The 23,712-nt window shown below is 69.5% G+C and carries 21 protein-coding genes and 4 pseudogenes; 10 read left to right on the forward strand and 15 right to left on the reverse strand.

Features of this window, described 5'->3' with window-relative positions; genetic code table 11:
* Nucleotides 1-55 precede the first annotated feature (55 nt).
* The 4 genes from AMK22_RS30010 to AMK22_RS30025 form a co-directional block, all read right to left on the reverse strand.
* Entirely contained in the window at nucleotides 56-3,913 is a 3,858-nt protein-coding gene (locus tag AMK22_RS30010; protein WP_073790179.1) for a condensation domain-containing protein, read from the reverse strand.
* A complete protein-coding gene (locus tag AMK22_RS30015) occupies nucleotides 3,910-5,682 on the reverse strand; it encodes a non-ribosomal peptide synthetase (RefSeq protein ID WP_073790181.1) in 1,773 nt (590 codons plus the stop codon). The genes AMK22_RS30010 and AMK22_RS30015 overlap by 4 nt, the downstream gene beginning before the upstream one ends.
* Nucleotides 5,683-5,690: 8 nt before the next feature.
* A complete protein-coding gene (locus tag AMK22_RS30020; protein WP_073790183.1) occupies nucleotides 5,691-6,617 on the reverse strand; it encodes a TauD/TfdA family dioxygenase in 927 nt (308 codons plus the stop codon).
* A 673-nt stretch (nucleotides 6,618-7,290) separates the two neighbouring features.
* Entirely contained in the window at nucleotides 7,291-8,511 is a 1,221-nt protein-coding gene (locus tag AMK22_RS30025) for a PP2C family protein-serine/threonine phosphatase (protein ID WP_384411731.1), read from the reverse strand.
* 519 nt (nucleotides 8,512-9,030) lie between these two features.
* Between AMK22_RS30025 and AMK22_RS42135 the strand changes: the two genes are divergently transcribed.
* Nucleotides 9,031-9,507: a hypothetical protein gene (locus AMK22_RS42135; RefSeq protein ID WP_338014195.1), complete on the forward strand. Its 477-nt coding sequence runs from the start codon at nucleotides 9,031-9,033 to the stop codon at nucleotides 9,505-9,507.
* Nucleotides 9,508-9,588: 81 nt separating this feature from the next.
* Here the strand turns inward: AMK22_RS42135 and AMK22_RS30035 are convergent, their stop codons facing one another.
* On the reverse strand, nucleotides 9,589-10,080 hold the full coding sequence (locus AMK22_RS30035; protein ID WP_073790185.1) for a GNAT family N-acetyltransferase: 492 nt from the start codon (nucleotides 10,078-10,080) through the stop codon (nucleotides 9,589-9,591).
* A 98-nt stretch (nucleotides 10,081-10,178) separates the two neighbouring features.
* Between AMK22_RS30035 and AMK22_RS30040 the strand changes: the two genes are divergently transcribed.
* On the forward strand, nucleotides 10,179-11,099 hold the full coding sequence (locus AMK22_RS30040) for a LysR family transcriptional regulator (protein WP_073790187.1): 921 nt from the start codon (nucleotides 10,179-10,181) through the stop codon (nucleotides 11,097-11,099).
* A 428-nt stretch (nucleotides 11,100-11,527) separates the two neighbouring features.
* On the opposite strand, the gene AMK22_RS30045 is transcribed toward AMK22_RS30040, so the two are convergent.
* Nucleotides 11,528-12,421 (reverse strand): NADP-dependent oxidoreductase, encoded by an 894-nt coding sequence (locus AMK22_RS30045; RefSeq protein ID WP_073790189.1) that lies wholly within the window; start codon nucleotides 12,419-12,421, stop codon nucleotides 11,528-11,530.
* A gap of 70 nt (nucleotides 12,422-12,491) precedes the next feature.
* Between AMK22_RS30045 and AMK22_RS30050 the strand changes: the two genes are divergently transcribed.
* Complete coding sequence (locus AMK22_RS30050) at nucleotides 12,492-13,097, forward strand: TetR/AcrR family transcriptional regulator (RefSeq protein ID WP_073790191.1); 606 nt, start codon at nucleotides 12,492-12,494, stop codon at nucleotides 13,095-13,097.
* A gap of 121 nt (nucleotides 13,098-13,218) precedes the next feature.
* Here AMK22_RS30050 and AMK22_RS38695 read toward each other — a convergent pair whose 3' ends face one another.
* The gene (locus AMK22_RS38695; RefSeq protein ID WP_073790193.1) at nucleotides 13,219-13,449 is read right to left on the reverse strand and encodes a sugar phosphate nucleotidyltransferase; all 231 of its coding nucleotides are present in this window, start codon (nucleotides 13,447-13,449) and stop codon (nucleotides 13,219-13,221) included.
* Between the two features lie 48 nt (nucleotides 13,450-13,497).
* Here AMK22_RS38695 and AMK22_RS30060 point away from each other — a divergent pair, with 48 nt between their 5' ends.
* Complete coding sequence (locus AMK22_RS30060) at nucleotides 13,498-14,181, forward strand: hypothetical protein (RefSeq protein ID WP_073790195.1); 684 nt, start codon at nucleotides 13,498-13,500, stop codon at nucleotides 14,179-14,181.
* Nucleotides 14,182-14,539: 358 nt separating this feature from the next.
* On the opposite strand, the gene trxA is transcribed toward AMK22_RS30060, so the two are convergent.
* A complete protein-coding gene (gene trxA / locus AMK22_RS30065) occupies nucleotides 14,540-14,899 on the reverse strand; it encodes a thioredoxin (protein ID WP_073790197.1) in 360 nt (119 codons plus the stop codon).
* A gap of 59 nt (nucleotides 14,900-14,958) precedes the next feature.
* A complete protein-coding gene (locus tag AMK22_RS30070) occupies nucleotides 14,959-15,936 on the reverse strand; it encodes an NAD(P)/FAD-dependent oxidoreductase (RefSeq protein WP_242434184.1) in 978 nt (325 codons plus the stop codon).
* 252 nt (nucleotides 15,937-16,188) lie between these two features.
* Between AMK22_RS30070 and AMK22_RS30075 the strand changes: the two genes are divergently transcribed.
* From AMK22_RS30075 to AMK22_RS41250, 3 genes and pseudogenes are all read left to right on the forward strand, one after another.
* Nucleotides 16,189-16,473 carry a hypothetical protein gene (locus AMK22_RS30075; protein WP_073790199.1) on the forward strand — a complete coding sequence of 95 codons (285 nt, stop codon included), beginning with the start codon at nucleotides 16,189-16,191 and terminating at the stop codon, nucleotides 16,471-16,473.
* A gap of 185 nt (nucleotides 16,474-16,658) precedes the next feature.
* Nucleotides 16,659-17,651 (forward strand): LLM class flavin-dependent oxidoreductase, encoded by a 993-nt coding sequence (locus AMK22_RS30080; protein ID WP_073790200.1) that lies wholly within the window; start codon nucleotides 16,659-16,661, stop codon nucleotides 17,649-17,651.
* A gap of 76 nt (nucleotides 17,652-17,727) precedes the next feature.
* A pseudogene (locus tag AMK22_RS41250) lies at nucleotides 17,728-17,817 on the forward strand (RacP protein); the annotation flags it as partial.
* Nucleotides 17,818-18,060: 243 nt separating this feature from the next.
* Here AMK22_RS41250 and AMK22_RS30090 read toward each other — a convergent pair.
* The 6 genes and pseudogenes from AMK22_RS30090 to AMK22_RS30105 form a co-directional block, all read right to left on the reverse strand.
* Nucleotides 18,061-18,870 carry a class I SAM-dependent methyltransferase gene (locus tag AMK22_RS30090; RefSeq protein WP_073790202.1) on the reverse strand — a complete coding sequence of 270 codons (810 nt, stop codon included), beginning with the start codon at nucleotides 18,868-18,870 and terminating at the stop codon, nucleotides 18,061-18,063.
* 235 nt (nucleotides 18,871-19,105) lie between these two features.
* Nucleotides 19,106-19,456, reverse strand: coding sequence for a hypothetical protein (locus AMK22_RS30095; protein WP_143203607.1), 351 nt, complete (start codon nucleotides 19,454-19,456; stop codon nucleotides 19,106-19,108).
* A 169-nt stretch (nucleotides 19,457-19,625) separates the two neighbouring features.
* Nucleotides 19,626-19,992: pseudogene (locus AMK22_RS41255) on the reverse strand (IS701 family transposase); the annotation flags it as partial.
* Nucleotides 19,993-20,067: 75 nt separating this feature from the next.
* Nucleotides 20,068-20,238 (reverse strand): hypothetical protein, encoded by a 171-nt coding sequence (locus tag AMK22_RS39655; RefSeq protein ID WP_158072088.1) that lies wholly within the window; start codon nucleotides 20,236-20,238, stop codon nucleotides 20,068-20,070.
* 138 nt (nucleotides 20,239-20,376) lie between these two features.
* Nucleotides 20,377-21,198, reverse strand: coding sequence for a polyphosphate kinase 2 (gene ppk2, locus AMK22_RS30100; protein WP_073790206.1), 822 nt, complete (start codon nucleotides 21,196-21,198; stop codon nucleotides 20,377-20,379).
* Nucleotides 21,199-21,312: 114 nt separating this feature from the next.
* On the reverse strand, nucleotides 21,313-21,891 hold the full coding sequence (locus AMK22_RS30105) for a winged helix-turn-helix domain-containing protein (RefSeq protein ID WP_073790208.1): 579 nt from the start codon (nucleotides 21,889-21,891) through the stop codon (nucleotides 21,313-21,315).
* Nucleotides 21,892-22,026: 135 nt separating this feature from the next.
* Here AMK22_RS30105 and AMK22_RS38700 point away from each other — a divergent pair.
* The 3 genes and pseudogenes from AMK22_RS38700 to AMK22_RS30120 form a co-directional block, all read left to right on the forward strand.
* Nucleotides 22,027-22,481: pseudogene (locus AMK22_RS38700) on the forward strand (peptide deformylase); the annotation flags it as partial.
* A pseudogene (locus AMK22_RS30115) lies at nucleotides 22,468-22,982 on the forward strand (helix-turn-helix transcriptional regulator). The pseudogenes AMK22_RS38700 and AMK22_RS30115, both read left to right, overlap by 14 nt.
* Nucleotides 22,983-22,987: 5 nt before the next feature.
* Entirely contained in the window at nucleotides 22,988-23,626 is a 639-nt protein-coding gene (locus tag AMK22_RS30120; protein WP_443333326.1) for a glyoxalase, read from the forward strand.
* Nucleotides 23,627-23,712: the final 86 nt, after the last annotated feature.

Below are 23,712 nucleotides of genomic sequence, written 5' to 3' on the forward strand. Positions count from 1 at the left end.
GGAGCCTCGAACGGCAGGGGTCGCTGAAGCCGGCCGCGGACTCGGGGCTGGTGGGTCAGAAGGTGAAGTCCGGTAGGTGCGTGCCTGCCCGGGGTTCGGTCGGCGAGTCCAGCAGCTCGAACAGGTCGCCGGTGAACCCGCCCCGAGCGATGCGCTCGAGGATGCCGCGATAGTCGTCGAGCCACTGACGGACCGTGTCCTCGCGGAACAGGGCCGTGGAGAACTCCAGCGCCGCCTGCAGTTCGTCCCCGTACTCGACCCAGCCGAGATTGAGCGCGAACTTGGCGCCGTCCGGCTCGATCTCCAGGAGTTTCACGGCGGGCCCGTCGGCGCCGATCCGGCGCAGCGGGTGGAAGCCGCTCTGGAAGTCGAACATGGTGTCAGCGGCGGTCTGCCCGGCGAGACCGGCCAGACGCAGTACCTGGTCGGTGGGCAGGTACCGGTGGGCCTGAGCGCGCAGGGAAGACTCGCGTACCGTACGCAGCAGTGCGGAGAACGGCTCCTGCGGACCCAGCTCCACCCGTACGAGGAGGGTGTTCACGAAGCAGCCGAGGATGTCCTCGTCCTCGGGGCCGCGGGCAGCGACCGGCGTCGCCACACAGATGTCCCGTGCCGCGGTGACCTTCCACAGCAGGGCCGACCAGGCGGCGAGCAGCAGCATGTGGAGTGTCACCCGTTCCCGGGCGGCCAGTTCGCGCAGTCCTGCGAGGGTGTCCTGGCCGATGCTCAGCGGGAGGCTGGCGCCGGCGAGCGCCGATGCGTCGCGCTCGTCGCTCGTGCTGTCCCGGGGCAGCTCCATCGGCCGTACGCCGCTCAAGTAGTCGGCCCAGAAGGCGGACAGCTCGGCCCTGCGCGGCCCGGCGAGCAGCGCGCGCTGTTCCTCGGCGTAGTCGAGATAGCTGCGGTCGGACGCCGGGAGGTCCGCGTCGCGGCCCAGGTCTTCCAAAAGGATCTGCCAGGACCAGCCGTCGAAGAACAGGTGGTGGAAGAGCAGCACCAGGATCTGCCGCGGGCGGCCCGCGCCGGTGACCGTCAGCAGGTGGTACCGGGCCGGTGGACGGCCGTACGGATCGAGCGGGACCCGTACCAGCGCGCAGATCTCCTGAGTCAGTGCGTCCTCGTCGGCGGCACGGCTGGTGTGCCGCTCCAGCCTCACGGGGCCCGGTTCGGCGTCGTGCACCACCTGTTCCACCGTCCCGTCGGCGGTCTCCCGGAGCGAGCAGCGCAGCATGGGGTGGCGGCGCCGGATCCTGCCGAGACGGACAGCCAGGTCCTCCGGGTCGGCCGGATCCACCAGTTCGAGGACGACGGGCACGGTGTACGCCGCCGAGTCCGGGGCCAGCCGTTCGGCCGCCCAGATAGCGGTCTGCTGGCCTGACAGCGCGGCACGGGTGCGGGCGGAACGGCCGGTGCCCGCGGCGCGGGTTGTTTCCGTGGCTTGCATGTCTGTGGCCGTGGGGGCCTGTGCGGGGGAGGCAGCCTCGGGCGCGGAATCGGCGACGAAGTCCGCGAACTCGCCCACCGTCGGCCGGTCGAAGAGGTCGAGCACTTCCAGTGCGGTACCCAGGCGGGCGTTGAGCCGCGTCACCAGCTGGGTGCCGTTGATGGAATTGCCGCCGAAGTCGAAGAAGTCGTCGTCGGGGGCGAACTGCTGCTCTCCGAGCACCTCGCGTGCGACGCTCAGCACCAGGTCGGCGACGCCGACCGGCCCGTGCTCGGGCTGGGGCTGGGCCGAAGCGACGCGGCCGCTCGCTTCGCCCTCCTCGCGCGTCCGGGGCCAGCACGGCGCCTCCTGGAACGGGGCCGCGGGCAGTTCCAGGCGTCGTTGTGGCGGTCCGGCCAGGCCCCGCGTCCAGTCGAGGGTATGGCCGTGCAGGTGGAGACGGGCGACCGAGCGGGTGAAGTCCGTCGGCTGGGCCGGCGGGGCGATGGCTGTGTGCAGTGCGCTGCCGGTACCGGCAGCAACCAGAAGCGGTTCCCCGTCCATTGCCTGCAGTGCGGTCCGCAGCGTGTCGCCGTCCACGGGCGCAGCCGACCGTTCCCGTTCCTGCGCCGCGTCCAAGGCGTCGCGCAGACTGCTCTCGCCTCGGGCCCAACGGGCAGCCGCGCTGCCCGCGCCGTGCGCAAGCAGGGTGGTGACGGGGACGCCGAGATCGGCCAGCGCCGCGGCGCTGCCCGCGCCGTGCAGCACAGCGAGTTCGGCCGGGGTCCAGTGCGCCGTGGCACCGGGCTGCCTGCCCGTCTGCCGTGCAATCTCCCGCGCCTCGGTGAGCACGCGGGCGAAACCCGCGTACACCTCGGCCAGCGCCTCCAGTTCGGCAAGGCCGGCCGTGCCGGTGCCGCCGAGCACGAGCGCCACGGACAGCCCTTCGCGCGGCGGAAGAGGCATCCGCAGCGCGCTGTCGAGCTGCCGCAACAGTTCGGGGCCGTCGACGGCGGCGGCCGCCCAGCGGTGCGGGAAGTGTTCCCGGCCCCAGGCGAGCACGGCACCGGCCGCCTCGATGTCGAAGCCATGGGGGTCGGCGGCGACCAGGGAACGCAGTTCGTGCAGCTGGGTGCGCAGGCCCGTTTCGTCGTGCGCCGACAGGACCACGGGACGGGCCGTCGCCGCCCGCCCGAGCGCGGGGGCGGTCCTGGGGCCTTCCTCGACCACGAGGTGGACGTTGGTGCCGCTCAGACCGAAGCCACTGATGCCGGCCCGCCGAGGGCCGTGGGTCGCGGGCCACGAAGTGCGCTCCGCGACCACCCGGACCGGTGAACCCTCCAGTCCCAGCAGCGGGTTGGGCCGCGAGAAGTGCGCGGTGGGGAAGAGCTCCCCGGCCCGGAACTGGGCCAGGATGCGCACCAGCCCGGACAGCCCCGCCAGTGCCGCGAGATGGCCGAAGTTGGCCTTGGCCGAGGAGACAGGCAGCTCGGTGCTCCGCCCCGCCAGGGCGTCGGTGAGCCCCTGCACCTCGATGGGATCCCCGATGCGTGTGCCCGTGCCATGCGCCTCGACGTATCCCAGTGACCGAGGGTCGACACCGGCGTCCTGCCACGCCTGCCGGATGACATCGGCCTGTGCCACGGGGCTGGGGGCGGTGATCCCGTTGCTGCGGGCCGCGTCGGAGTTCATCGCACTGCCCAGGATCACGGCGTGGATGTGGTCGCCGTCCCGTTCGGCGTCCGCCAGCCGCTTGAGCAGCACGAACCCGCCGCCCTCGCCGAACCCCACGCCGTCGGCGGCCTCGTCGAAGGATCTGCTGCGGTCGGTGGGGGAATCCACGCCGAGGCCTTCGCCCGCGTCCTGACGGTGCGGGACGGGGCCCAGCACCATCTCGCACCCGCCGACGAGCGCCGCTTCGCACTCGCCGTGCGCCAGGGCGGCGCGCGCCTGGTGCAGGGCCGCGAGGAAGGACGAGCACGCGGTGTCGACGCTCAGTACGGCGCCGCGCAGGTCGAGGTGGTAGGCGATCCGGCCTGCCGCCAGGGCCTGCAGACTGCCCGAGAAGGCGAGGCCGTTGTTCCGGTCCGCGGGGTCCAGCAGGTCGTACAGGCACGGCTGCGGTCCGCCGTTCGCCGCGACGAACACGCCGACCCTGCCGCCGCGCAGTTCGGCGGGCGCATAGCCCGCGTTGGACACAGCCTGGACGGCCAGCCGCAGCATCCGGCGCTGCCGAGGGTCGATCAGCTCGGCCTCGGTGCGCGAGAGCCCGAAGTAGCGGTGGTCGAAGCCCGCGATGTCGTCGAGCCAGCCGCCCTCGCGAGCGTTGTCGGGGATACGCACCCGCGTCGTGGCGGCACGCTCCTTCGGCATCGGGCGCACGAGGTCGCGGCCCTCGCGGAAGATGTCGATGGCCTCCGCCCAGTTCGAGCAGCCGGGGAGCTCGAACGCGATGCCGGTCAGGGCGATCCGTGTGTCGGCGACGGTCACAGCTCCACCACCGTCATCCCGCCCGTGGCCACCGGTGATTCGGCCGCTTCTCCGTCCAGGGCCGCGGCCAGTCCGGCGATCGTCGGGTGCGCGAACAGTCTCCCGATGGTCAGATCGGGAAAGGTCCTGCGCAGGCGGCCGAAGACCATCAGCGACTTGAAGGAGTCACCGCCGATCTCCAGGAACTTTTCGTCGCGGCCGACCTGTTCGCGCCCCAGGACCGCACACCAGATCTCGGCGATGAGGCGTTCCGTCGCGGTGTGGGCGGCCCGGTCGTCGTCCGGGGCGCCCACGGCCCCGGGGCGGGCGACAAGGCCGCGCAGCGCTTCAGAGTCGATCTTGCCATTGGCGGTCAGGGGCAAGTGCTCGACGCAGTGGATCCTGCTGGGCACCAGCCCCGCGGGGAGCTCCCCGTGAAGCTCTCCGGACAGCTCCTCGGCGGAGGAGTCCGCGACCACGTAGGCCACGAGTTCGGTCGCCGCCTCGGACGTGCTCTGCTCCCCGGTCACCCATGCCTGGCGCACCCGGGGCAGGTCCAGGAGGGCGGATTCGACCTCTCCCGGCTCCACGCGGTGGCCGCGTACTTTCACCTGCCGGTCGGCGCGGCCGAGGAAGACGTATGCGCCGTTCTCGTCCATGCGCACCACGTCGTCGGTGCGGTACATGCGTCCCCAGGCCGTCCGGGGGAACTTCTCCGCGGTGAGTTCGGCGTCCCCGCGATAGCCGCGGGCCACGCAGTCGCCGCCGACGTGCAGAACGCCTTCCTCGCCATGAGCGGCCTCGCGCCCGTCCGGGCCGAGTACGCGCGCCGAGACTCCGTCGAGGGGGGTTCCCACGGGTATGTGGAGGCCGTCGGCGTCGTCGGCCGTCACGCGATGCATCAGGACGCCGATGGTCGTCTCCGTGGGGCCGTAGTGGTTGAACACGGCCAGGCCCGGGCGTACGGCCCGGACGTCCTTGACGAGGGATGGGGACAGCCGCTCGCCGCCCAGGACGAGAAGCCTGCGGGGCAGCAGACCCGCGAGATCTCCCTCGGCGGCCAGCGCCGACAGGTGGGAGGGGGTGAACTTCGCGCAGTCCACCGGATGTTCACGCAGTTCGGCCGCCAAGCGCGGCGGGTCCAGGGTGAGTTCCCTGTCGAGGATGTCGAGGCGAGCTCCGGTGGCGAGCGCCGCGTACACACAGGTGTTGCCCAGGTCGGAGGCGGGCGTGGTGAGCGTTGCGTAACTCGCGGGATCCTCCGGTGCCACCCGCGCGAGGAATCCCGCCGTGTAGCGGATCAGGGACCGGTGCTCGACCTCGACGGCTTTGGGGTGTCCCGTGGTTCCCGAGGTGAATACGAGATAGGCGCGGTCGTCCGGCGCCACGTCCGTCAGGAGCGCGTACGGGGCGGGAACCATGTCGGACGAGGCGACCACGGTACGTCCCGTGCGAGCCGCAGTCGCCGTGTTGTGGTCATCCGCGATCACCCATCGCGCTCCGGACGCGTCCAGCAGCCGCTCGATCCTCGACTCGGGCTCTGTGCACTCCAGGTGGACGTAAGCGGCGCCGACCGCCCAGATCCCCAGGGCCGTCGCAGGGTGGAGCGGGGACCGTTCGAGCAGCGTGGCCACCGTGTCCCCCCGCCGGACGCCCAGACGCGACAGGCTCTGTGCCACACCGCCCGCCAACTGGGCGAAGTCCCGGTAGGACAGCTGTGTGGAGCCGTGGCGTACCGCCGGCCGGTCCGCGTGGGACACGCTGATGCCGGCGAAGGAATGCGGCAGCATAGCCCCGCTCACTGAAGCCCCCCCTTGTTCTTATGCGCATAGGCCGATTCCATGGCACCCGTCATGGCCACGCATACACGGCGGTTTCCGTGGAACGGTTCCCGGCCGTGGGCCACGGAAAGGTTGTCCACCACGAGTACGTCGTGGGCCTCCCATTTAGGGAGAATCGTTTCTGCGTCAATGGCGGATCTGATCTCCGCGAGCATCCGCTCGGGAATTTCGGAGCCATCGCCGAATTTCGCCGTACGCGGATGCCCATCGACCCCGAAGGCTGCTTCCAGGCCGGACCGGACCTCGGGGTCGAGGCTCGACGGATGAAAGAGATTGACCTGATTGAACCAGCTTTTCTCGCCCGTGCGTGGATGAGTAAGAACACCCTCCACGGTCGTTCGCGTCAAGAGGCGGTCATCGCTCAGCCAGGTGAACTCGACCCCGTCACCCTTCAGCTTCCGCTCGACCATATCGCGCTCGCCGGTCCCGAATACGTGCTGCCATGTCAAGTCGAAACCCGTATTGAAGCGCCGCTCGTACATGACGCCCTTCTCGGAGAAGGCCGCACGGATCTCCTCGGGAAGCCGGTCATGGACCCTGCGGTAGTCGGCGAGAGGCGTCTCGCCGCCCTGCTCGGCCGGTACACCGCACCAGAACCAGAGCAGCCGTGGCCAGCTGCGACGGTAGGCCATCTCGTTGTGCAGCGGAATGCGCTGGTCGCTCGGATACTCGGTCGAGGTGAAGACCTTCCCGCCGACCTCGGAACGCGGCGTCGACGGTTCCTCGTAGTCCAGCATCTCGGGATCGGCAGCCGTCACCGAGGCCCTGAAATGATCTACGTCCGGTACAGAAAAACCCCGAAAGAGCAGGGCACCGGACTCATCGAGTCGCTTCTGTGCATTGTTCCACTCGGAAGCCAGCCACTTATCGAGTGGCAATTCCACTGAAGATGCATGGACCGTCCACGGAAGCCTGCTCACTTAGTGAACCCCTCGATTAATCGATTGCAGCCACATGACTGCCCCGAGGGAGAGGACACCTGTGCGCATTACAGAATTGAGCACGACGAAACATCCCCCGCAGCGCGGCTCATTGCATGATCTGCATACCCGACCACTCTAAAGTCGATCGATCCGCACAGGACGCTACCCTAAGATCAGCAGGCTGAAAAGGACACGGTCTTGGCGTGAAGTGATCTTGGCCGGTTTCATCCGGTGAGGGCTGCGATGTTTCTTTGGCCGTCTTACCGGTGAAGACCAATGGCCATCGCGCGGGGCGGTTGAGCGGCACGCATTCTGGAGGCGTCCTCGCACAGGCCCGTCGCGGACGTGGTGAGGCCTGTTTCGATGCATCGCCTCGCGTGCTGCGCGCAGCGAGCCGGCCCCGTGAACCGCCGCGTGGTGGCGAGCAGCAGACAGGCCAGGACCCCGCACACCAGCACGACCCCGGGAGATCCGGGCGGCCTTCGGAGCGCGGCGAACCGCCCTGATCGCGGCTCCCACGAGAACCATGCAGCCCGCCCCGAGGGCGCCGATGGTCCAGCACGGTGTGCGGTCCCTCATCGCGGCTGCGGCTCGGGCGAGGAATGGGCGCAGCGAGGCTCGGCTCAATGCCGCATCACTGGTGCTGCGGGTGCCAATCGAAGAGCAGGATGGTTGCGTCGTCCCGCAGTTGGTTGCGCTGGTGGTCGAGGATGGCGTGGATGAGCAGCCGCAGCACCTCGGCGGGGCGCTGGCCCGCGGCGGAGGAGCGGATGATGAAGTCAGTGAACCGGTCGAGGCCGAACTCCTGACCGTCCGCGTCGCGTGCCTCCACAACGCCGTCGGTGTAGAGCAGGACGTGATCGCCCGGTTTCAGTGTCGTCTCGTGGACCTGCCGGGCTGCCGGGGCCAGTTGACCGGCCAGGCCGATCGGGGGCTGCGGGGGGCTGTCCAGCGCCCCGTCGAGCACCCGCTCGGCACGGATCAGCAGTGGCGGAGGGTGACCGCAGTTGACCCAGTGCAGCACCCCGGTCTCCGCATCGAGCCGGCACAGCACGCCTGTGCAGAAGTGGTCGGGCAGCCACCGGGCGAGCGCCTGGTCGACGGAGTTGACGACGTCGGCCAGGTCGCCACCGCTGCGGCGGGTGTTCCGCGCCGCCGCCATGGCGACCGATGTCGTCAGGCCGGAGGCCAGATCGTGTCCCATGGAGTCGAGGATCATGGTGTGCAGCACGTTCTTGACCACGGAGTGGTCGAAGGCGTCGCCTGCGACGTCGTACGCCGGTTCCAGGACCGCGGTCGAGACGCACCTGCTGCTGCCGACGGTGCGGGGTGGCAGGAAGGCCCGCAGCATCTCGGCGGGCAACCGCATGGTCGCGGTGCGGATGCGGGCGGCGAGCCAGTCGCTGTAGGCGCGCTTGGAGGTGATCAGCATGGCGAACAGATGGGCCAGCATCCGGCTGCGACGCATACGCACCCCGTCGAGCGAGACGGCCCGCACCGCCAGCACGCCCAGCCGCTCCGCACCGTCGACCAGAGGCATCCAGACGATCACGCCGTCGTCGGCGTCGGCCACTCGCGGGGAGACGGTTCGGTACGCCCACCCGGCCAACGAGCCGTCCACCGGCAGCGGCTCCAAGGCCTCGTCGAGTGGGATGAGCAGCCGTTGTTGGAGGTCCACGAGGTAGATCAGCGCGGTGTCCAGGCCGAGGGCCGAAGCGCACCGGTTCGCCAGGGCGGACAGTTCGAACGGCAGGGCCGTCTGCGCCTCGGTGATCAGTTCTTCCAGCTGACTCTCGTCAACGGCGGCGTCGGGACCGGCGGACGTGTGCGGCGGTGGGTCTGACACGGGGATCACCCCTTCCGCGCCCAGTCTCACACCAGTCCCGACCTCTCTCACGTCAGGCACGATCGCGCCAGGTGCGGCCGCGGCGAAGGCTGTTCCGTGTCACCGAGGGGTGAGCGCGGCCGCGACCCGGCTCGCTCTCACCGGCCTCGGCCGACCCCTGCCCGCCTTCGACATCGCTCTGCGCCACTACTGGGACCATCAGCACCCCGGCGAGGACCTGGAGGAGCACCTTCGCCGCGGCGGCCTCGCCTCCCGGTTCGGCCCAGCGCTGCCGCAGCAGATGCAGTCCGCGCTCGGAGACGCCGCCCAGGCGCTGCTCCTGCCCGGCACCGTCGGATCCGTCGTCGGTGAAGCGACCGACTCACTGGCCCGGGCCCTGCGCGAGCGCCGACAGACCGTCCGCGCGCTCGCCCGGTGCACGCGTCTGGCCGACCTGGTGGAGGCGGAGCCCGATGTGGACGCCCCCCTCCTACTGCACCGCACCTGCTGGCCTGGGAGCTCGGTCAGCTCCCGCCCGCCCGGCGGGTCGTGCCGGTCATCCTGCCGGACGCGTTCGAGGGCACCGGCGACCGTACCCACCGTGACCCGGAGCGCTCCCTGCAACGCGTGGTGTGGCTCATGCCGAACGCGTTCGTCGTCATCACCGGCCGCTCCCGGCTCCGGTGGGCCGACCAAGGACTCCATGGACAGCTCGACCGGACCGGCCGGGCGGCCTGGCCCGGCCTGGCCCACCTGGCCCGACTCGCCGGAGACTTCCCCACCGCCCTCACCGCCGCCGAAACCCTCGGCCGGCCAGGCCGCCACCACCGCGCCCTGGGCGACGTGCACTGGGTCCAGGGCGACATGAACCGCGCCGCCACAGCGTATGAAGCGCCCGCAACGATGCTGAGCTCCACGGCGTCGCGGGCGAACGGGCCACCTCCCAGGCCCAGCGCGCCTTCGTCCTCGCCTTCACCGACCCCGACCGGGCCGACGACGAAATCCGCCTCGCCCAGCAACTGCTGACCAAACTGCGAGGGACGGCGGAACCGACGTGCTGGTGAAGACAGCCGTGGCAAGGCAGATTGCGGGCCCCGGGCCGGGGCGTCACTTCAGTTCCATGAGGATGTCGGCGCGGGCGTAATAGTCGGCCACCGGGAGACGGTCGCGGGTGATCCTGACAAACCCGGCTTCCTCGTAGAGGTGGATGGCAGGAGCCAACTTGCTGTTCGTACCGAGGAACAGCCGGGCCCCGCCGAGTGCCTGGGCGCGGTCGATCACTGCGGCTACGAGTTGGCGGCCGATTCCGCGTCCCTGCGCGGCGGGAGCCACGGCCATCTTCGCCAGCTCGAACACTGCGTCCGGGTAGGCCAGAAGCGCGACGCACCCGACGACGGTGCCGCTGCCCGGCTCGCACGCCAGGAGCACGTCGCCGCCTGGGCCCACAATGCGGCCGAACGGATCTCCGAGAACCGCCCGGTCCTCTTCCTGCAGGGTGAACAGACGTGAGATCCACTCCTCGTTCAGCGCTCGGAACGCGTCGGCATCACTCTGTGAGGCGATCGAGGAGACCTCGATCGAGGCAGAGGTGTACGGCATGAGGCGGGTTTCCTTCCGATTCAGCTTCCCGCTAGCCTCTGACCCCACTCACCCATATGTCCAATACAGCATCTTCCCTCCATCAATAAGCTGGAGTTATGGATCAGCGTATCGAGCTCCGCCATCTGCGGTACTTTCTGGCTGTGGCCGAGGAACTCCACTTCGGCCGTGCCGCCCATCGGCTGAGCATTGCCCAGCCAGCCCTGTCCCAGCAGATCAGACAGCTCGAGAAGATGGTCGGTGTTGAGCTGTTCCGGCGGACCTCTCGAAGCGTCCGCCTCACAGACGCGGGAGCGACGTTCCATCCACGGGCGAGGGACCTTCTGGGCCGTCTGACGGCCGACCTCGACGAGGCCGGCCGTGTCGGGCGCGGCGAGGCCGGTCGCCTGGACGTCGCCTTCATCACGTCCGCCGCCGCGATCATCAGCGAACGGCTCCGTGAATTCTCCCGCCGCCGCCCAGACGTCCAGATCAAGCTGCACGACGGCTTCACCGTCGATGTCCTGGCGGCCCTGGAGCGGGGCACAGCCGACGTCGGGATCGTGCGGGATGCCGAGGAGCGAGACGATATCGACCTTTCCCTGTTGACGACGGAACGGTTTGTCGCCGTCCTCCCCGCAGAACACCCCGCCGCAAGGGGTAGCCATGTGCAAGCAACGGCGCTGGCCACTGACCCACTTGTCCTGTTCCCGCGTACAGCAGGAGCTCAAGCGTTCGACGTGAACACGCAGCCGCTGCGGGACGTCGGCGTCGACGTCCGGATCGCGCAAGAGTGCTCGAACTGGCACACCATCATCATGCTCGTCGCCGCTGGACTCGGCGTCACCATCGCCCCCTACAGCGTCACGACGCTGCTCCCCGCAGGCGCCCGACGGCTCGAACTCGACGGGCCTCCCACACTGAGCCGGATCTTCATGGCCACCCGCCGAGGAGACAACCGTCCCCTCGTGCAAGCCTTCACCGCAGCATCTGAGTCCGTGACAGGTCGTGGCCACGGCCGGACGACGAGAGCTCGTTGACCCACCGAGCGAGCACCTCCAAGTGCAACGGCCGCTCGAAGGCGTACCGTGCGTAGCCCCACCCGCCGCACCTGGAGCACCCACCGCTGGGACAACAGCCCGAGCCGACCGCTCTGAAACGGCCCCTGCCCGCCCAGCCTCTCAATGGCCACCAAAAGAGCGACGCAGACTTTTCAGAGCTCCGAGCGTCTCGGAGGCCGTGGTCATCCGTCATCTCAGCGTGGCGGACACGCACCGCCGTCCAGGGCTCCCTGCGGGCGTCGCCTGCGTCGGTGTTCCTCCCGGCGAGCCCGCACCTCATCGATCCGCCACCTCGCCTCCACGCCTGGCCCCGGCTATCGCCGAGGACCTCGGCCACCACGACAAGGCCGCCGTACGACGGATTGCCGATGCCGGAGAAGCTTGAGCCCGAATCGCCCAGCCGGCTTTCAGGCGAGTATGACCCGGCGCCCGCGCGTGTGGCCTGCTCGGCTGTCGATGTGCGCCGCCGCGGCCTCGGCGAGCGTGTACGACTTCTCGACCGGGATGTGGAGTTTTCCCCGCGAGATGAGGTCGGCGGCCACGGCGAGCGCTTCTGGCACGCTCCCGGCCACGCCAGAGAATCGGACACCGAGCTCCGGCGCACTGAGATCGGCGATGGAGATCACCTTGCGCGGGGTCCCGGCCAGTTCGACGAGCTCGCGGATCACGCCCGAGCCGGCCAGATCGAGGGCCGCGTCGACATGGCCGAGCTGCCGCACCCGCTCGACCCAGCCCTCGCCATACGTCGTGGCGAGGGCACCCAGGCTGCGCAGATAGTCCTGGTTCGCGGCCCCAGCCGTGCCGATCACCGTGATGCCGCGGTCGCGGGCGATCTGCAGCACCGCTGAGCCCACTCCCCCGGACGCGCCGCTGACCAGCAGCGTCTGCCCGGACTGCGCACCGACCTCGCGGATGAGGCGCAGCGCGGTCTCCACCACGGAGGGGTATCCGGCCGCCTCTTCGAACGTCAGACCCTCGGGCATACGGGCCCAGGCCGACAGCACGGCGAACTCGGCATAGGTGTTGAAGCCTTCGCCGAAGACGTGGTCACCGGCCTCGACTGCTTCGACGCCCTCGCCGACCTCGTCCACCACCCCGGCGGCGTCCAGCCCGACTCCGGAGGGCAACTCGATCGGATGGGCCCCGAGCTTCTGGCCTTCACGGATCCTCCAGTCGACGGGGTTCACGCCCGCCGCCCGCACAGCGATGCGTATCTGGCCGGGGCCCGCGTGGGGCTCCTCGGCGTCCACGAGGTGCAGAACGTCCGGACCACCAAACTCGGCGAAGCTCACTTTCTTCATGCGGGGAACCATAACGCTAACGGTTAGCTTTTTGAAGTTGATGCAGATTCGTATCTGATAGCGTCCGGTTATGACCGTGCCGCCCGGACGCCGTGAGCGCAAGAAGGCCGCGACCCGCCAGAAGATCGCCGACACCGCCCTCCGGCTCTTTTTGGAACGCGGGTACGAGGCGGTGGGAATCCGTGACGTGGCCGCTGAGGCCGACGTGGCCGTCACCACGGTCTTCTCCCACTTCTCCTCGAAAGAGGCCCTGGTGTTCGAGCAGGACGACGGCTTCGAGCAACGTCTCACGCAGGCGGTCACCGGCCGGGCGCCGCACGAGCCGCTCATCCCCGCGCTGCGCCACGGGATCCAGTCCCTGGTCCGACATTGCACGGCGGACAGCGCCACCCCGATCTGGCGCATGATCGACGAATCTCCCGCCCTGCGGGAGTACGAGGAGTCGATGAGGCTGCGCCACGCGGAGTCGCTGGCAACGGCCATCGCCGCCGATCCCGACCTGTCACAGACCACGACGGCGAGCCGGACGATCGCGAGGTTCGTGATCGACGCCTACTCACTGGCCCGCGAGGCGCCCAATCCGGACGCCGCGTTGGACGAGATCTTCCACATGATCGAGGCAGCCTGGGCCGTCACCTGCCCCTCCAGAAACTCCACCGGCACGGCCGGACCGTAGTCAGGACTCGCCCCGCCCGACGCTCACCCATCCCGGAAGCCATCGCCACCCACCCCCGGACCTCGACCTCCTCGGCTTCGATCACCTCGAACAACGACCCCGTCGGCACCGCCTCCTCCCCTCAGGGAGAAGACCTGCCCACCCCGACGCCAATCAACGTCTCCCCAGGTCGGCCCGCCCCTCGAAACGAGCCGCACTCTTCGACGATCCCGACCGCGGCGATGGATCTCAGCGCATGGAAAAGCACGGGTTCGTCGACCACCGGGACGAGGGCCTTGGCCAACGTACGGGTGTTCGGTCTCAGTCTGCTTCCCAGCCCACCGGCCGGGCCGAGCGCCTTGGGAGGAGCCATCCGCCCGAGAGTGGCATGGACCAGGGCGCCCCGCCAACACGAACGGGCATGGCGGCCATCGGCATCACCACGACGGTGTTCGTGGCCGGCCCTGGCCGCCTAGCATCGCCTGTCATGGACATCGCACTCGTCCGTTCACGATGGCGGGCCGTACTCGCCATGTTCGCCGTACTTCCGTGGGGGCTTGGCCTGCCGTTGGCGGCCCTCACAATCGGGTTGGACACCGTCGCGGGGCAGCCTGATGTGCGGGGCGCCGCGATGGCGGTGGCAGCCGGTACGGCGTCCTTCGCGACCGTGCCGGCTCAGGTACAGACCGTCAGGGCTCTGCTGTCCAGACCTCGTCTCACCCTGGAGACCGACGCCCTGGTCATCCATGACGCCGTGTTCCTTCGCGAAGGCGCCCGGATCGCGCGCGAGCAGATCGCGGAAGTCGATCGGCTGGACTGGAAGGACGCCGAGGTCAGCTTCCGCATCGACTACGACACGATCGAGCTGACTCCGTTCCGCGAACCGCTGAACGTGGAGGTACGGCTACACGGCGACCACGGCTTCGCCTCGGTCCGAAGGCTTCACCACGGCACCTGGATCTGGCGCTTCGCCCGCAGATGGGACCGATCCCCGCAGTTTACCGGTGCCGGGCGACCGCTACCGAAGGATCCGGATCCGTGCCAAACACCCGGTGGCCGCCCTCACCGCCCTCACCGAATGGGTCACGAGCTCAGCCGCTCCTGATGCCGGGCGCACTCCTCATGGAACGGCAGGCGAGCCCTACCAGGGTCCGCCCGACGGGTCGCTCGGGGGTGGCCATCACGACTGAGCCGCGCATGCGGACTCGCCCCGAGCCACCTCAAGAAGGTTCAATGCCGGGGTGGTGGACTGGGCACAGATGCGTGACTGCTGGTTCGAGGTTGATCGTGTTCCGGAGCTCTTGGAGCGGGTCGAGCGCGGTGACGTCGCAGACACGTGGAAGGAACTGGGGTGGCGGCTCGTCCTCGAACATGACCTGGTGTCCCCAGCCAGTTTCGCCGCGCTGCCACGCCTGGTGTGCCTTGCGCCTCGCAGTGCGGAGGCGCGGGCCCTGGCGGGGCACTCACTGGCTGCTGCTCCCGCTCCGCAGGATCGAGGCGAGCTGCTTCTCCAGGACGTGCCTGGGCGCCGCGCCGACCCACCCGCCTGCGGGCCGGCCGCTGGTGTAGACGACGAAGGCGGGAACAGAGGTGATGCCGAGCCGGGCGGCCAGCCCGGGCTCCTCGTCCAGGTCGACCTTGACGACGTCCAAGTTGCCGGACTGTTCGGCGGCCAACTGCTCCACGATGGGGGTGACCATCCGGCACGGGTGGCACCAGGTGGCCCAGAACTGGATCAGGACGGGTCGCTCCGCCTGGAGAACGCGCTCGGTGAATGTCTGCTCGGTGACGCTGTCAACCGGGCGTGAGGCATGTGCGGGCATGCGTGGTCTTCCTGTCTTGTACGGGTGGGAGGAGGAGGTGTGGCGTTGCCGTGCGTGGGCTACCGGGTGGCAGCAGCTGCGTGGCGGTGCTGTTCGACGGCGCGGTCGACGTCCTCGTCGAGCAGGTCGGTGTTGATGGCGAAGCCGGCGGTGGACCCCATGCCGGCCGCGGCCACGACCTGTGCTCGCGCGTCGGCGACGTTGCCGACGGCCCAGACGCCCGCGACGCTCGTGCGGCCGGTGCGGTCGGTGACGACCCAGCCGGCGTCGTCCTTGTCGCAGCCCAGCCGGGTCAGCAGTTCGTCGTGCGGGACGGGGCGGGGGAAGAGGAAGGCAGCAGTGCGGGGGACGACGCGGCCGTCCGCGAGTTCGATTCCGCGGAGCCGGTCATCGTCGACGACGAGCTGCTTGATCTCGCCCTCGATCAGGTACAGGCCGCGTGCCTTCAGTTGTTCCCGGTCCTGCGCGGTCAGGTCCAGGGTGTGCGGGAGGAGGACGACGTCGTCGCTCCACTGACGCAGGAGCAGCGCCTGGTGGACTGCTCCCGGGTGGGTGCCGAGGACGGCGAGGGGTTGGTCGCGGACCTCGTAGGCGTGGCAGTACGGGCAGTGCAGCAGGTCCCTCCCCCATCGTTCGCGGACGCCGGGGATGTCGGGCAGTTCGTCGCGCAGCCCGGTGGCGACCAGGAGACGGCGGACCCTGAGCACGGGACCGCCCTCCAGGCGCACCCCGTAGCCGGGCTCGACGTGCTCCACCCGGCCCCGGATGACGTCGACCCCGTAGTGGGCGATCTCCGCCTGCCCCAGGTCGAGCAGGGTGGCCGGGGGCAGTCCGTCACGGGACAGGAAGCCGTGCATGTGCGCGGCTGGGGCGTTACGTGGTTCACCGGCATCGATCACCACCACCCTGCGACGTGCCCGTCCCAGCAGGAGCGCGGCACTCAGGCCGGCTGCTCCGGCACCGATCACCGCCACGTCGTAGACCTCGTCACCAGTCGGGGCCGTGCTGCCACTGCTCGTATTCACCGTCGTCTTGATCACTGCGATCACCTCCGGCCCCCAAGGTGCTCCAGCACCGCACCACGAGCAACTTCTGTTGCCATTTCCGGGACAGCCGGATTGATGGGGTCCGGAACAGCCGGTTCGACGGGGCGCGTGGACGAGCAGTCCCCCGTCGCCGCCACGCTCGCCCGGACCGGCACATGGCTCCGCCATGCGTGAACCGTGCCCGCGCTCGCCGAGACGAAATGGAGGAGGGGTTCGTGGACCGTGGATCGTAGAGTCTCACGCATGCGTGCAGAACGTTCTCCCGAGCCCCGTGCCCTCCTGATCAACGGCACTGTCGGCGTCGGCAAGACATCGGTGGCCGAAAGCGTGGGCGACCTTCTCACCCATGCGGGCATACCCAACGCCGTGCGCAGCCGGGCACGCCTGCCCCTCGCCGCAGGCACCAACGTCCCTCTCGCCACCGGACTCGGCTGCCTCGGCATGCTCGCCGGCCCCGCCCGCACCGGCCGGATGACCCGCCTCATGGCGCTCGACCACGCCTTCCCGCTGCCGCCCCGCGCTGCGTGACCGCGACCGCGACCGCGACCGCGACCGCGACAATCCTGTGCGCCGGAACCGACCCGCCCGCACGAGACGGCGCAGAGCCACTGAACGCCCGAACTGCACCGCCCTGACACCGTTCCCCCGTTCACCCCGGCAGACTGCCAGACCGGGTAAAGGACGAGCACACCACCGTGTACAAGGAACCTGCCATGATCGAATCAGACCGCAACCCCGCCCGCGGCCGCATCGGCGTAATGCTCCCCCGCGACCTACCCGTCCAGGACATACTGCCGTTCGCCCGGCGAGCAGAAGAACTGGGATTCGACCAAATATGGGTGGTCGAAGACCTCGGCTGGCGCGGCGGACTCGCACAAGCCGGTCCCGCTCTCGCCAGCACCACCCGCATCACCGTGGGCATCGGCATCATGCCCGCCGGTGCCCGCAACGTGTGCTTCGCCGCGATGGAACTGGCCACCCTCGCCCAGCTCTACCCCGGCCGGCTGATCGCCGGCATCGGACACGGCATGCCCGACTGGATGCGTCAGGCCGGAGCCCGGCCCGCCAGCCCCCTGACCCTGATCAGGGAATACACGACTGCGCTGCGCCTGCTCATACGCGGCGAGCCCGGCCCTGCCGGCGGCCGCTACGTGCACTGCGAGGGCGTCCTCCTCACCGAGACCCCCGACGTCGTCCCCCCGGTCATCCTGGGCGTACGGGGTCCCAAGTCGCAGGCAGCCGCGGGCGAGGTGGCCGACGGTCTCCTCCTGGCCGAGCCCGCAGCCCCCGCCTACATCTCCTCCTCGCTGCAGCACATGAACGGCGCTCCCCACACGAGCAGCCCCGAAGTCGTCACCTACGACGCCGCCGCCGTCGACGACGACGAGGACACCGCTCTCGCCCGCGTCCGCGACGGCCTGACCGCCATCGGCGAGCCGGCCTGGGCCGCGCACATCGACCCCCTGCCCTTCGCCACGCAACTGCGTGAACACCGCGCCGCCTGCGCCGACGCCCGGCAATTCGCACAGACCATGCCCACCGACTGGGTTCGGCGGCTGAGCATCGTCGGCACCCCTGCCCAGGCACGCGAAGCGATCAAGGCACGCCACGCAGCCGGCGCGACCAGCGTCGTCCTCACCCCCGTCGGCCCCGGCCCTCTCGCATCCCTCGACTCGCTCGCCCGTGTCCTGGACCCCCGCCCCTGAGCCTAAATGGCGCCACGATCTCGAAGAACCTCATACCCACCGACTGACAAATCGCGCTGTTCGACCTCTTCAGGACGCCACAGCCCACCCGGGCGACAAGTGGGTCAAGCACATCATCGCCCAGCTCAATTCCATCGAATCCACCCTCGATCTCGTCGTCTCGGCCCGACCCCCGAGGGGGCGCCCGGCCTCATGCCGGGCACCTTCTCCCCCATCCGGCCTGGAGGGAGACCGCCGCCATACGTCAGCGTCGCCATCCCTCCGACACCACCAGCGCGGAATGGACCAGGCGCCTCGCCCGGAAAGGTGCGACCCCAGCTGACCGAGGAAACCTGCCGCTGTCGACGGCCGACCTGCGAAGGTCAGCTGGACGAGGGAAGCCTCGGCCCATCCGCTTGGGCAAGGCAACTCAAGCCTGGCCATGCGCCATCAGGGCTGCATGAGGCAACGCCAGTACACCGCCCGGACCGGCGAACTCCGCGGACAACGACTCGAAGTGGTTCTTGATCTCGGCAATGACCACCGGGTCCTGACTCGTCACAACCTGGCCGATCGTCGCCACTCCGGCGGCCGGTCCGCTCCACCACTCCTCAAGCGTCGTCCGATGGTCCCAGGTCAAGGTGTCGCAGCGGACGTCCGTCAGACCCGCCTCACCGAGCAACGTGGCGAAGCCCTGTTCAGTACGGGGGAAGTCGTCCTCGGGAGCAAGAGCCGGCAGGTGAGCGGGACGGGTGACTCCTGCCGCCTGGACAGCCCTACCCAGCAGGGCCTGCCCGGCGGCCGTGGGAACCGGCCAGATGGTGACGGCTATCCGCCCGCCAGGACGCGTCACACGCCGCAACTCCCTCAGGGCTTCCCGAGGCCGTCCGACGTGGTTGAGAACGAAGTTGCCGACCACGGCATCGAACTCGTCGTCGGCGAACGGCAAGCAGGGCAGAGCAGCAAGCCGCGCGTCAGCTTCCGGAGCCGCGAGCGCGGCCCGGGCGACCATGCCGGGTTCGGCGTCCACCGCCGCCACCTTCGCTCCCCGATCACATGCGGCTGCGGCTGCGGCGCCCGTGCCCGTCCCCACATCGAGGACCCGCGCGCCCTCCCTGACCCCGGCAGTGTCGAGGAGCCCAGGCACCGGATACGCGCAGAGTTTGGCAAAACTCGCAGCATAGGCATCGACCTGCCCCGCCCACGCCCGCCGCTCGGACTCATCAAACGCCGTCTGCACTGCTCGTCCCCTTCCCGGAACAACCACCGCCGCGACAACAACCCGACGGACCCCGACGCTAACCCATGGCTGATCAACACCGATCGGGGATCGGAAACACGCACAAGGGGAAACGCGATGCCGGCCGGACCTGCTGGGACTTCGAGAGGAGCGTCACCCGGCTCGGGGCGGCGATCCGGCAACCTGCTTCGCCAGGCGTATCAGCCCGCCCAGGCGGTCCTCGAGGGTGCCCGGGTCACGCAGCCCGGCGAACAGTACGGTCAGGATCCGGTCCTCCAGCGGCTCCCAGCCCCATCCCTTCCCGGCAGACCACCCATACGTCGACGCCGTCGATACGCCGGCGGGCCAGCATCCAGGCCCGCGAACCGTCTGGGCCACGCATGCTCCGACGCACCGTGTCGGGCTGTGCCGGCACCCACTCGTCATCGATGATCCGCCAGCCGTACACCATGGCCGCCGCTCTATGCGATCTGCGCGCCCGCTCATCGGCCTGCCGCAGGCGCCGTTCCTCCCGAACCAGGAGGACCACAACGGCGGCAACGATCACGAGTCCTGCGGCGATCACGATCCCAATGACGAGCATCACCCATCAATACCCCGTCCGCTCGCAGCGGCGACAGGGTGCGGTGGACGGGGCCAGGTGAACCCGCGAACCGGCACCACCGCGACGGCCGGAACAGCGGCCGGCTCCTGGACCGGGCAGATCACCTCCGCCTGTGCGGTCTTCCACCTCGCCGCCCGCCGCCGGGCCCACAGGAGGTCCAGCGGCGGACCCGCTGATCGTCGAGGCCGGCCAGGCCCTTGCCGACCTGGAAGGTCTCCTCGCCCGTCCAGCGCCGCCCGGCCACGCGCACCAGCTTGGACCAACGACACCAGGCGGGGTGAGAAGTGACGGTCGAAGGCGAGTCCGCCGCTTCGCCGGTTGCGGCGGACCAGTCGCCACTAGTGCCCGGGCTGCCCGGCCGGGCCAACGGAGTCGATCCGGGTCCAGTCGTAGCACCTCTCGCCCTTGGCGCCTGCTCCGGCGGACAGCCGCTGCCAGGCCCGTTCCGGGATCCGCGCGACCAGCGCCCTGGCTTGGAACTCGCCTGCGCGCGTGACGACTTGGTGGATGCTGGAGACCGTCGGCCCGCGGGAACCGTCCTGTTCAGCTCGATGCTCTCCCGGAAAGGCGCTCGACCAAGCTCCCCGACGGCGTCAGACACTCACCGTCAGCGCCTGGCCGGCCCGCTTGCCCGACTGGTGCCACGGCCCGAACGCGAGTTCCGCCTCTGTCGGCACGATCCCCCGCGCCTGCGCGTACGTGACCGACGTGTACACCCTCAGCGGTCGGGGCGTCAGGCCCTCCGCGGCCGCGTCGGCACCCACACGAACGCCTCCTCCGACGGGCTGATCGACCGCACGGCCCGCACCTCGGCCGGATCGTTCGCACCCTGCTCCTCCACGCCGGCTGTCCGGTGGCCGTCATCCCCTTTGACCTCCTGACCGGGGGAGGCTTGTCCCGTCTCACTTGCGCAGCTCTGACGCATAGTCGGGGACGTGCGTCTGAAGGTCTCTCGGCGGACGTTGGTATCCGGTGGCCGGCGGGCGCCGGGGCAGTTCGATCGGCGGCCAAGTGACCTCCTCGTACGGCACGGTCGACAGCAGATGGGCGATCATGTTCAGCCGAGCCCGGTGCTTGTCATCACTCTCGACCACGTACCAGGGAGCTTCCGAGATGTCCGTGTGGACGAACATCTCGTCCTTCGCCCGCGAATAGGCCTCCCAGCGGCTGATCGATTCCAGGTCCAGCGATGAGAGCTTCCACCGGCGGGTGGGATCCTGCAGTCGGCGCCGGAACCGCTGCTCCTGCACGGCGTCGCTCACCGAGAACCAGTACTTGCGCAACAGGATGCCGTCCTCGACCAGCATCCGCTCGAAGACCGGACACTGCCGAAGGAACCGCTGGTGTTCCTCCATCGTGCAAAAGCCCATGACGCGCTCAACGCCCGCGCGGTTGTACCAGCTCCGGTCGAGCAGGACCACTTCCCCAGCGGCTGGAAGATGCTCGACATAGCGCTGGAAATACCACTGTCCGCGCTCGCGCTCGGTGGGCCGAGGCAGCGCGACGATGCGTGCCACCCGCGGATTGAGGAATTCGGTGACGCGCTTGATGGTGCTGCCCTTGCCCGCCGCGTCACGTCCTTCGAACACAACGACGAGCCGTGCGCCTTCGGCCCGCACCCACTCCTGGAGCTTCACCAGCTCGGTCTGGAGCCGGTACAGCTCCCGCTCGTACAACGAGCGCGGCAGCCTCCCGGGCCCACCCGGGTCTTTCTTCTCCGACATGGGATGACGTTATGGAAGAGATCACGCTCGAAGTCAAGCGTCAGCGCCGAACCGGATTCACCCCCGAGCCAGTACGACAAGTTCGACATCGAGTGCGTAACGGCCGACGACTCCTCAGTCCTGGTCCGCGCCGTCCGCCGTGTGGGGAAGCAGGGGGAACAGACGGGTGATGAGGGCCACGGGTCGAGCGCCGTCGGGCCGGGCCAGGGGGCGTTGTTCGCGGTCCTGGTAGGGCGCCAGGGCCCGTCGGATCGCATCCGCGACCCGTCTCATCTCTTCAGGTGTCAGGTACGCAACGGCGCTGAAGGCTTCGTCGTAGCGCCACTCGGACGGCGCCTCGTCTCGCTGGGTCAGCCATCGTTGCCAGCTCTCGTCCTCCAGCCCGCGGGCCAAGTCGCCGAACTGCTCCTCCATAGGCCGATTGGCGGCGGGGACGTGTTGCTTCAGACGCCAGGGACGTGCACGGCCCCCGCTGTGGGGGGCCTCTTCGATGTATCCGTGCCGTGCGAGCTGCCGTAGGTGGAATGAGCAGAGTCCGGAGCTGTACCCCAGCCGGGAGGCGGCTTCGGTCGCCGTGACGGTGCCGACCTCGGCGAGCAGGTCCAGCAAGGCTGTGCGGACTTCGTGCTCGCGCAGCTCTTCGCCGGTGCCGTCTGGCTGGTCGTTCGGGGTGTTGACACCATCTTCAGTCACTTTGCAAAGTCTGCTACTTCGCAAAGACCTTGGCAACTGGTAGTGCTTGCCGAAGGCATCATCTGCCGTGATCTCCGCGGCTCTGCGGCGTGCACAAAAAGGGAGACGGTGATGTCTGTTCGTCACGAGCGGTCCTGCCCGGACGACTATGGGTCCGGTATGTCGGCCACATCATCAACCCGGTACTGAGCCTGCCCGGTCCGGGCAGTCGGCGACTTGTCGACGAGTTCGAGGGTTGCCTGTCCGTGCCTGGCGCTGCCATGGCGGTTCCCCGCACCGATCGTGCTGTCGCTCGTGGGTTCGACAAGGACGGCAACCCTCTCGTGATCGAGGGGATGGGCTACTTCGCCTGATGTCTGCAGCATGAGACCGATCACCTCGTCGGCCACACCTGTCTTGATCGGCTCTCCGAGCGGGACCGCAAGGACGCGTTGCGGCAGATGGACGACCGGCTGGTCGAGTCCGACGGGCCGGTCCACACCTTCGGGCGTCTGGGGCGCCCCGCCGAGACGGGCACCCCGGACGCCCGAAGACATCGATGGCAAGAGAAGAGGAACGACAAAGGGGCGCGTTCTCCTGTGCAGGCCTGAATGGCGGCGTGCGCGTGTCCGGGCGCAGCGCCTGGACGATCTCGCGCGGCCGCGCCGTGTCCGCGACCGGATCGACGGGGAGTACGCGCAGCCGCTGAACGTGGAGGCGCTCGCCCGTGATGTGCACCTGTCCGCCGGCCACCTGAGTCGGCGGTTCCGGGCCGCCTACGGTGAGTCGCCTTACGCATACCTGATGACACGTCGTATCGAGCGGACGGCGACGCTGCTGCGGCGGGGCGACCTCGGCGTCACCGAGGTCTGCCTCGCGGTCGGCTGCGCGTCGCTGGGCACGTTCACCACCCGCCTCACCGAGCTGGTCGGCATGCCGCCCGGGCCTTCCGGCGCCAGGCGGCCCATGTGGCCGCCGCCGATGCCGCGGGTACGGCCCACGACGCGGGCACGGCGATCACGGTGGAAGGGATGCCCGCATGCGTGGCGAAGCAAGTCGCGAGACCGGTCAGGAATCGAGAAGCCCCGGCCGCCGCGCGGCCCCTAGCGTGATGGTCATGGCAACCACCACTTCCGCCGCAGCCCACACGTCCCTCGCGTCCGTCACCCTCGAGGTGGCCGACCTCGGGGCCGCCCGCCGCTTCTACGACGCCTTCGGCGTGGACACGTACATACGTTTGCGTGCGTCCGAGGTCCGCTCGACCGGATTCCGCGGCTTCACCCTGGCGCTCACGGTGTCCGAGCCGGCCACCGTCGACGGCTACGTCGCCGCAGCTGTGGATGCCGGAGCCACGGTGCTGAAGCCCGCCGCGAAGTCGCTGTGGGGTTACGGCGGCGTCGTCCGGGCCCCGGACGGAACGATCTGGAAGATCGCGACCTCGGCGAAGAAGGACACCGGCCCCGCCACCGGCGAGATCGACGAGCTCGTCCTCCTGCTCGGCGTCGAGGACGTGAAGGCCACCAAGCAGTTCTACGTCGGCCGGGGCCTGACCGTGGCCAAGAGCTTCGGCGGCAAGTACACCGAGTTCGCCTCCGGCGCCTCCAGCCCCGTCAAGCTGGCGCTGTACAAGCGCCGCGCCCTGGCCAAGGACCTCGGCGTTCCCGCCGACGGCAGCGGCTCGCACCACATCGTCCTCGGCAGCACCGCCGACACCTTCACCGACCCGGACGGCTTCGCCTGGGAGGCCACGGCGTAGCTCGCCCCACGCCGTCCTGACTTCCGGCCCCGCACTCCCGCACCGCCCTGTTTCACCCCGTACGAGAGGAAACCTGCCATGCCGTC

Source organism: Streptomyces sp. CB01580 (genome assembly GCF_001905795.1).
Taxonomy (GTDB): Bacteria; Actinomycetota; Actinomycetes; order Streptomycetales; family Streptomycetaceae; genus Streptomyces.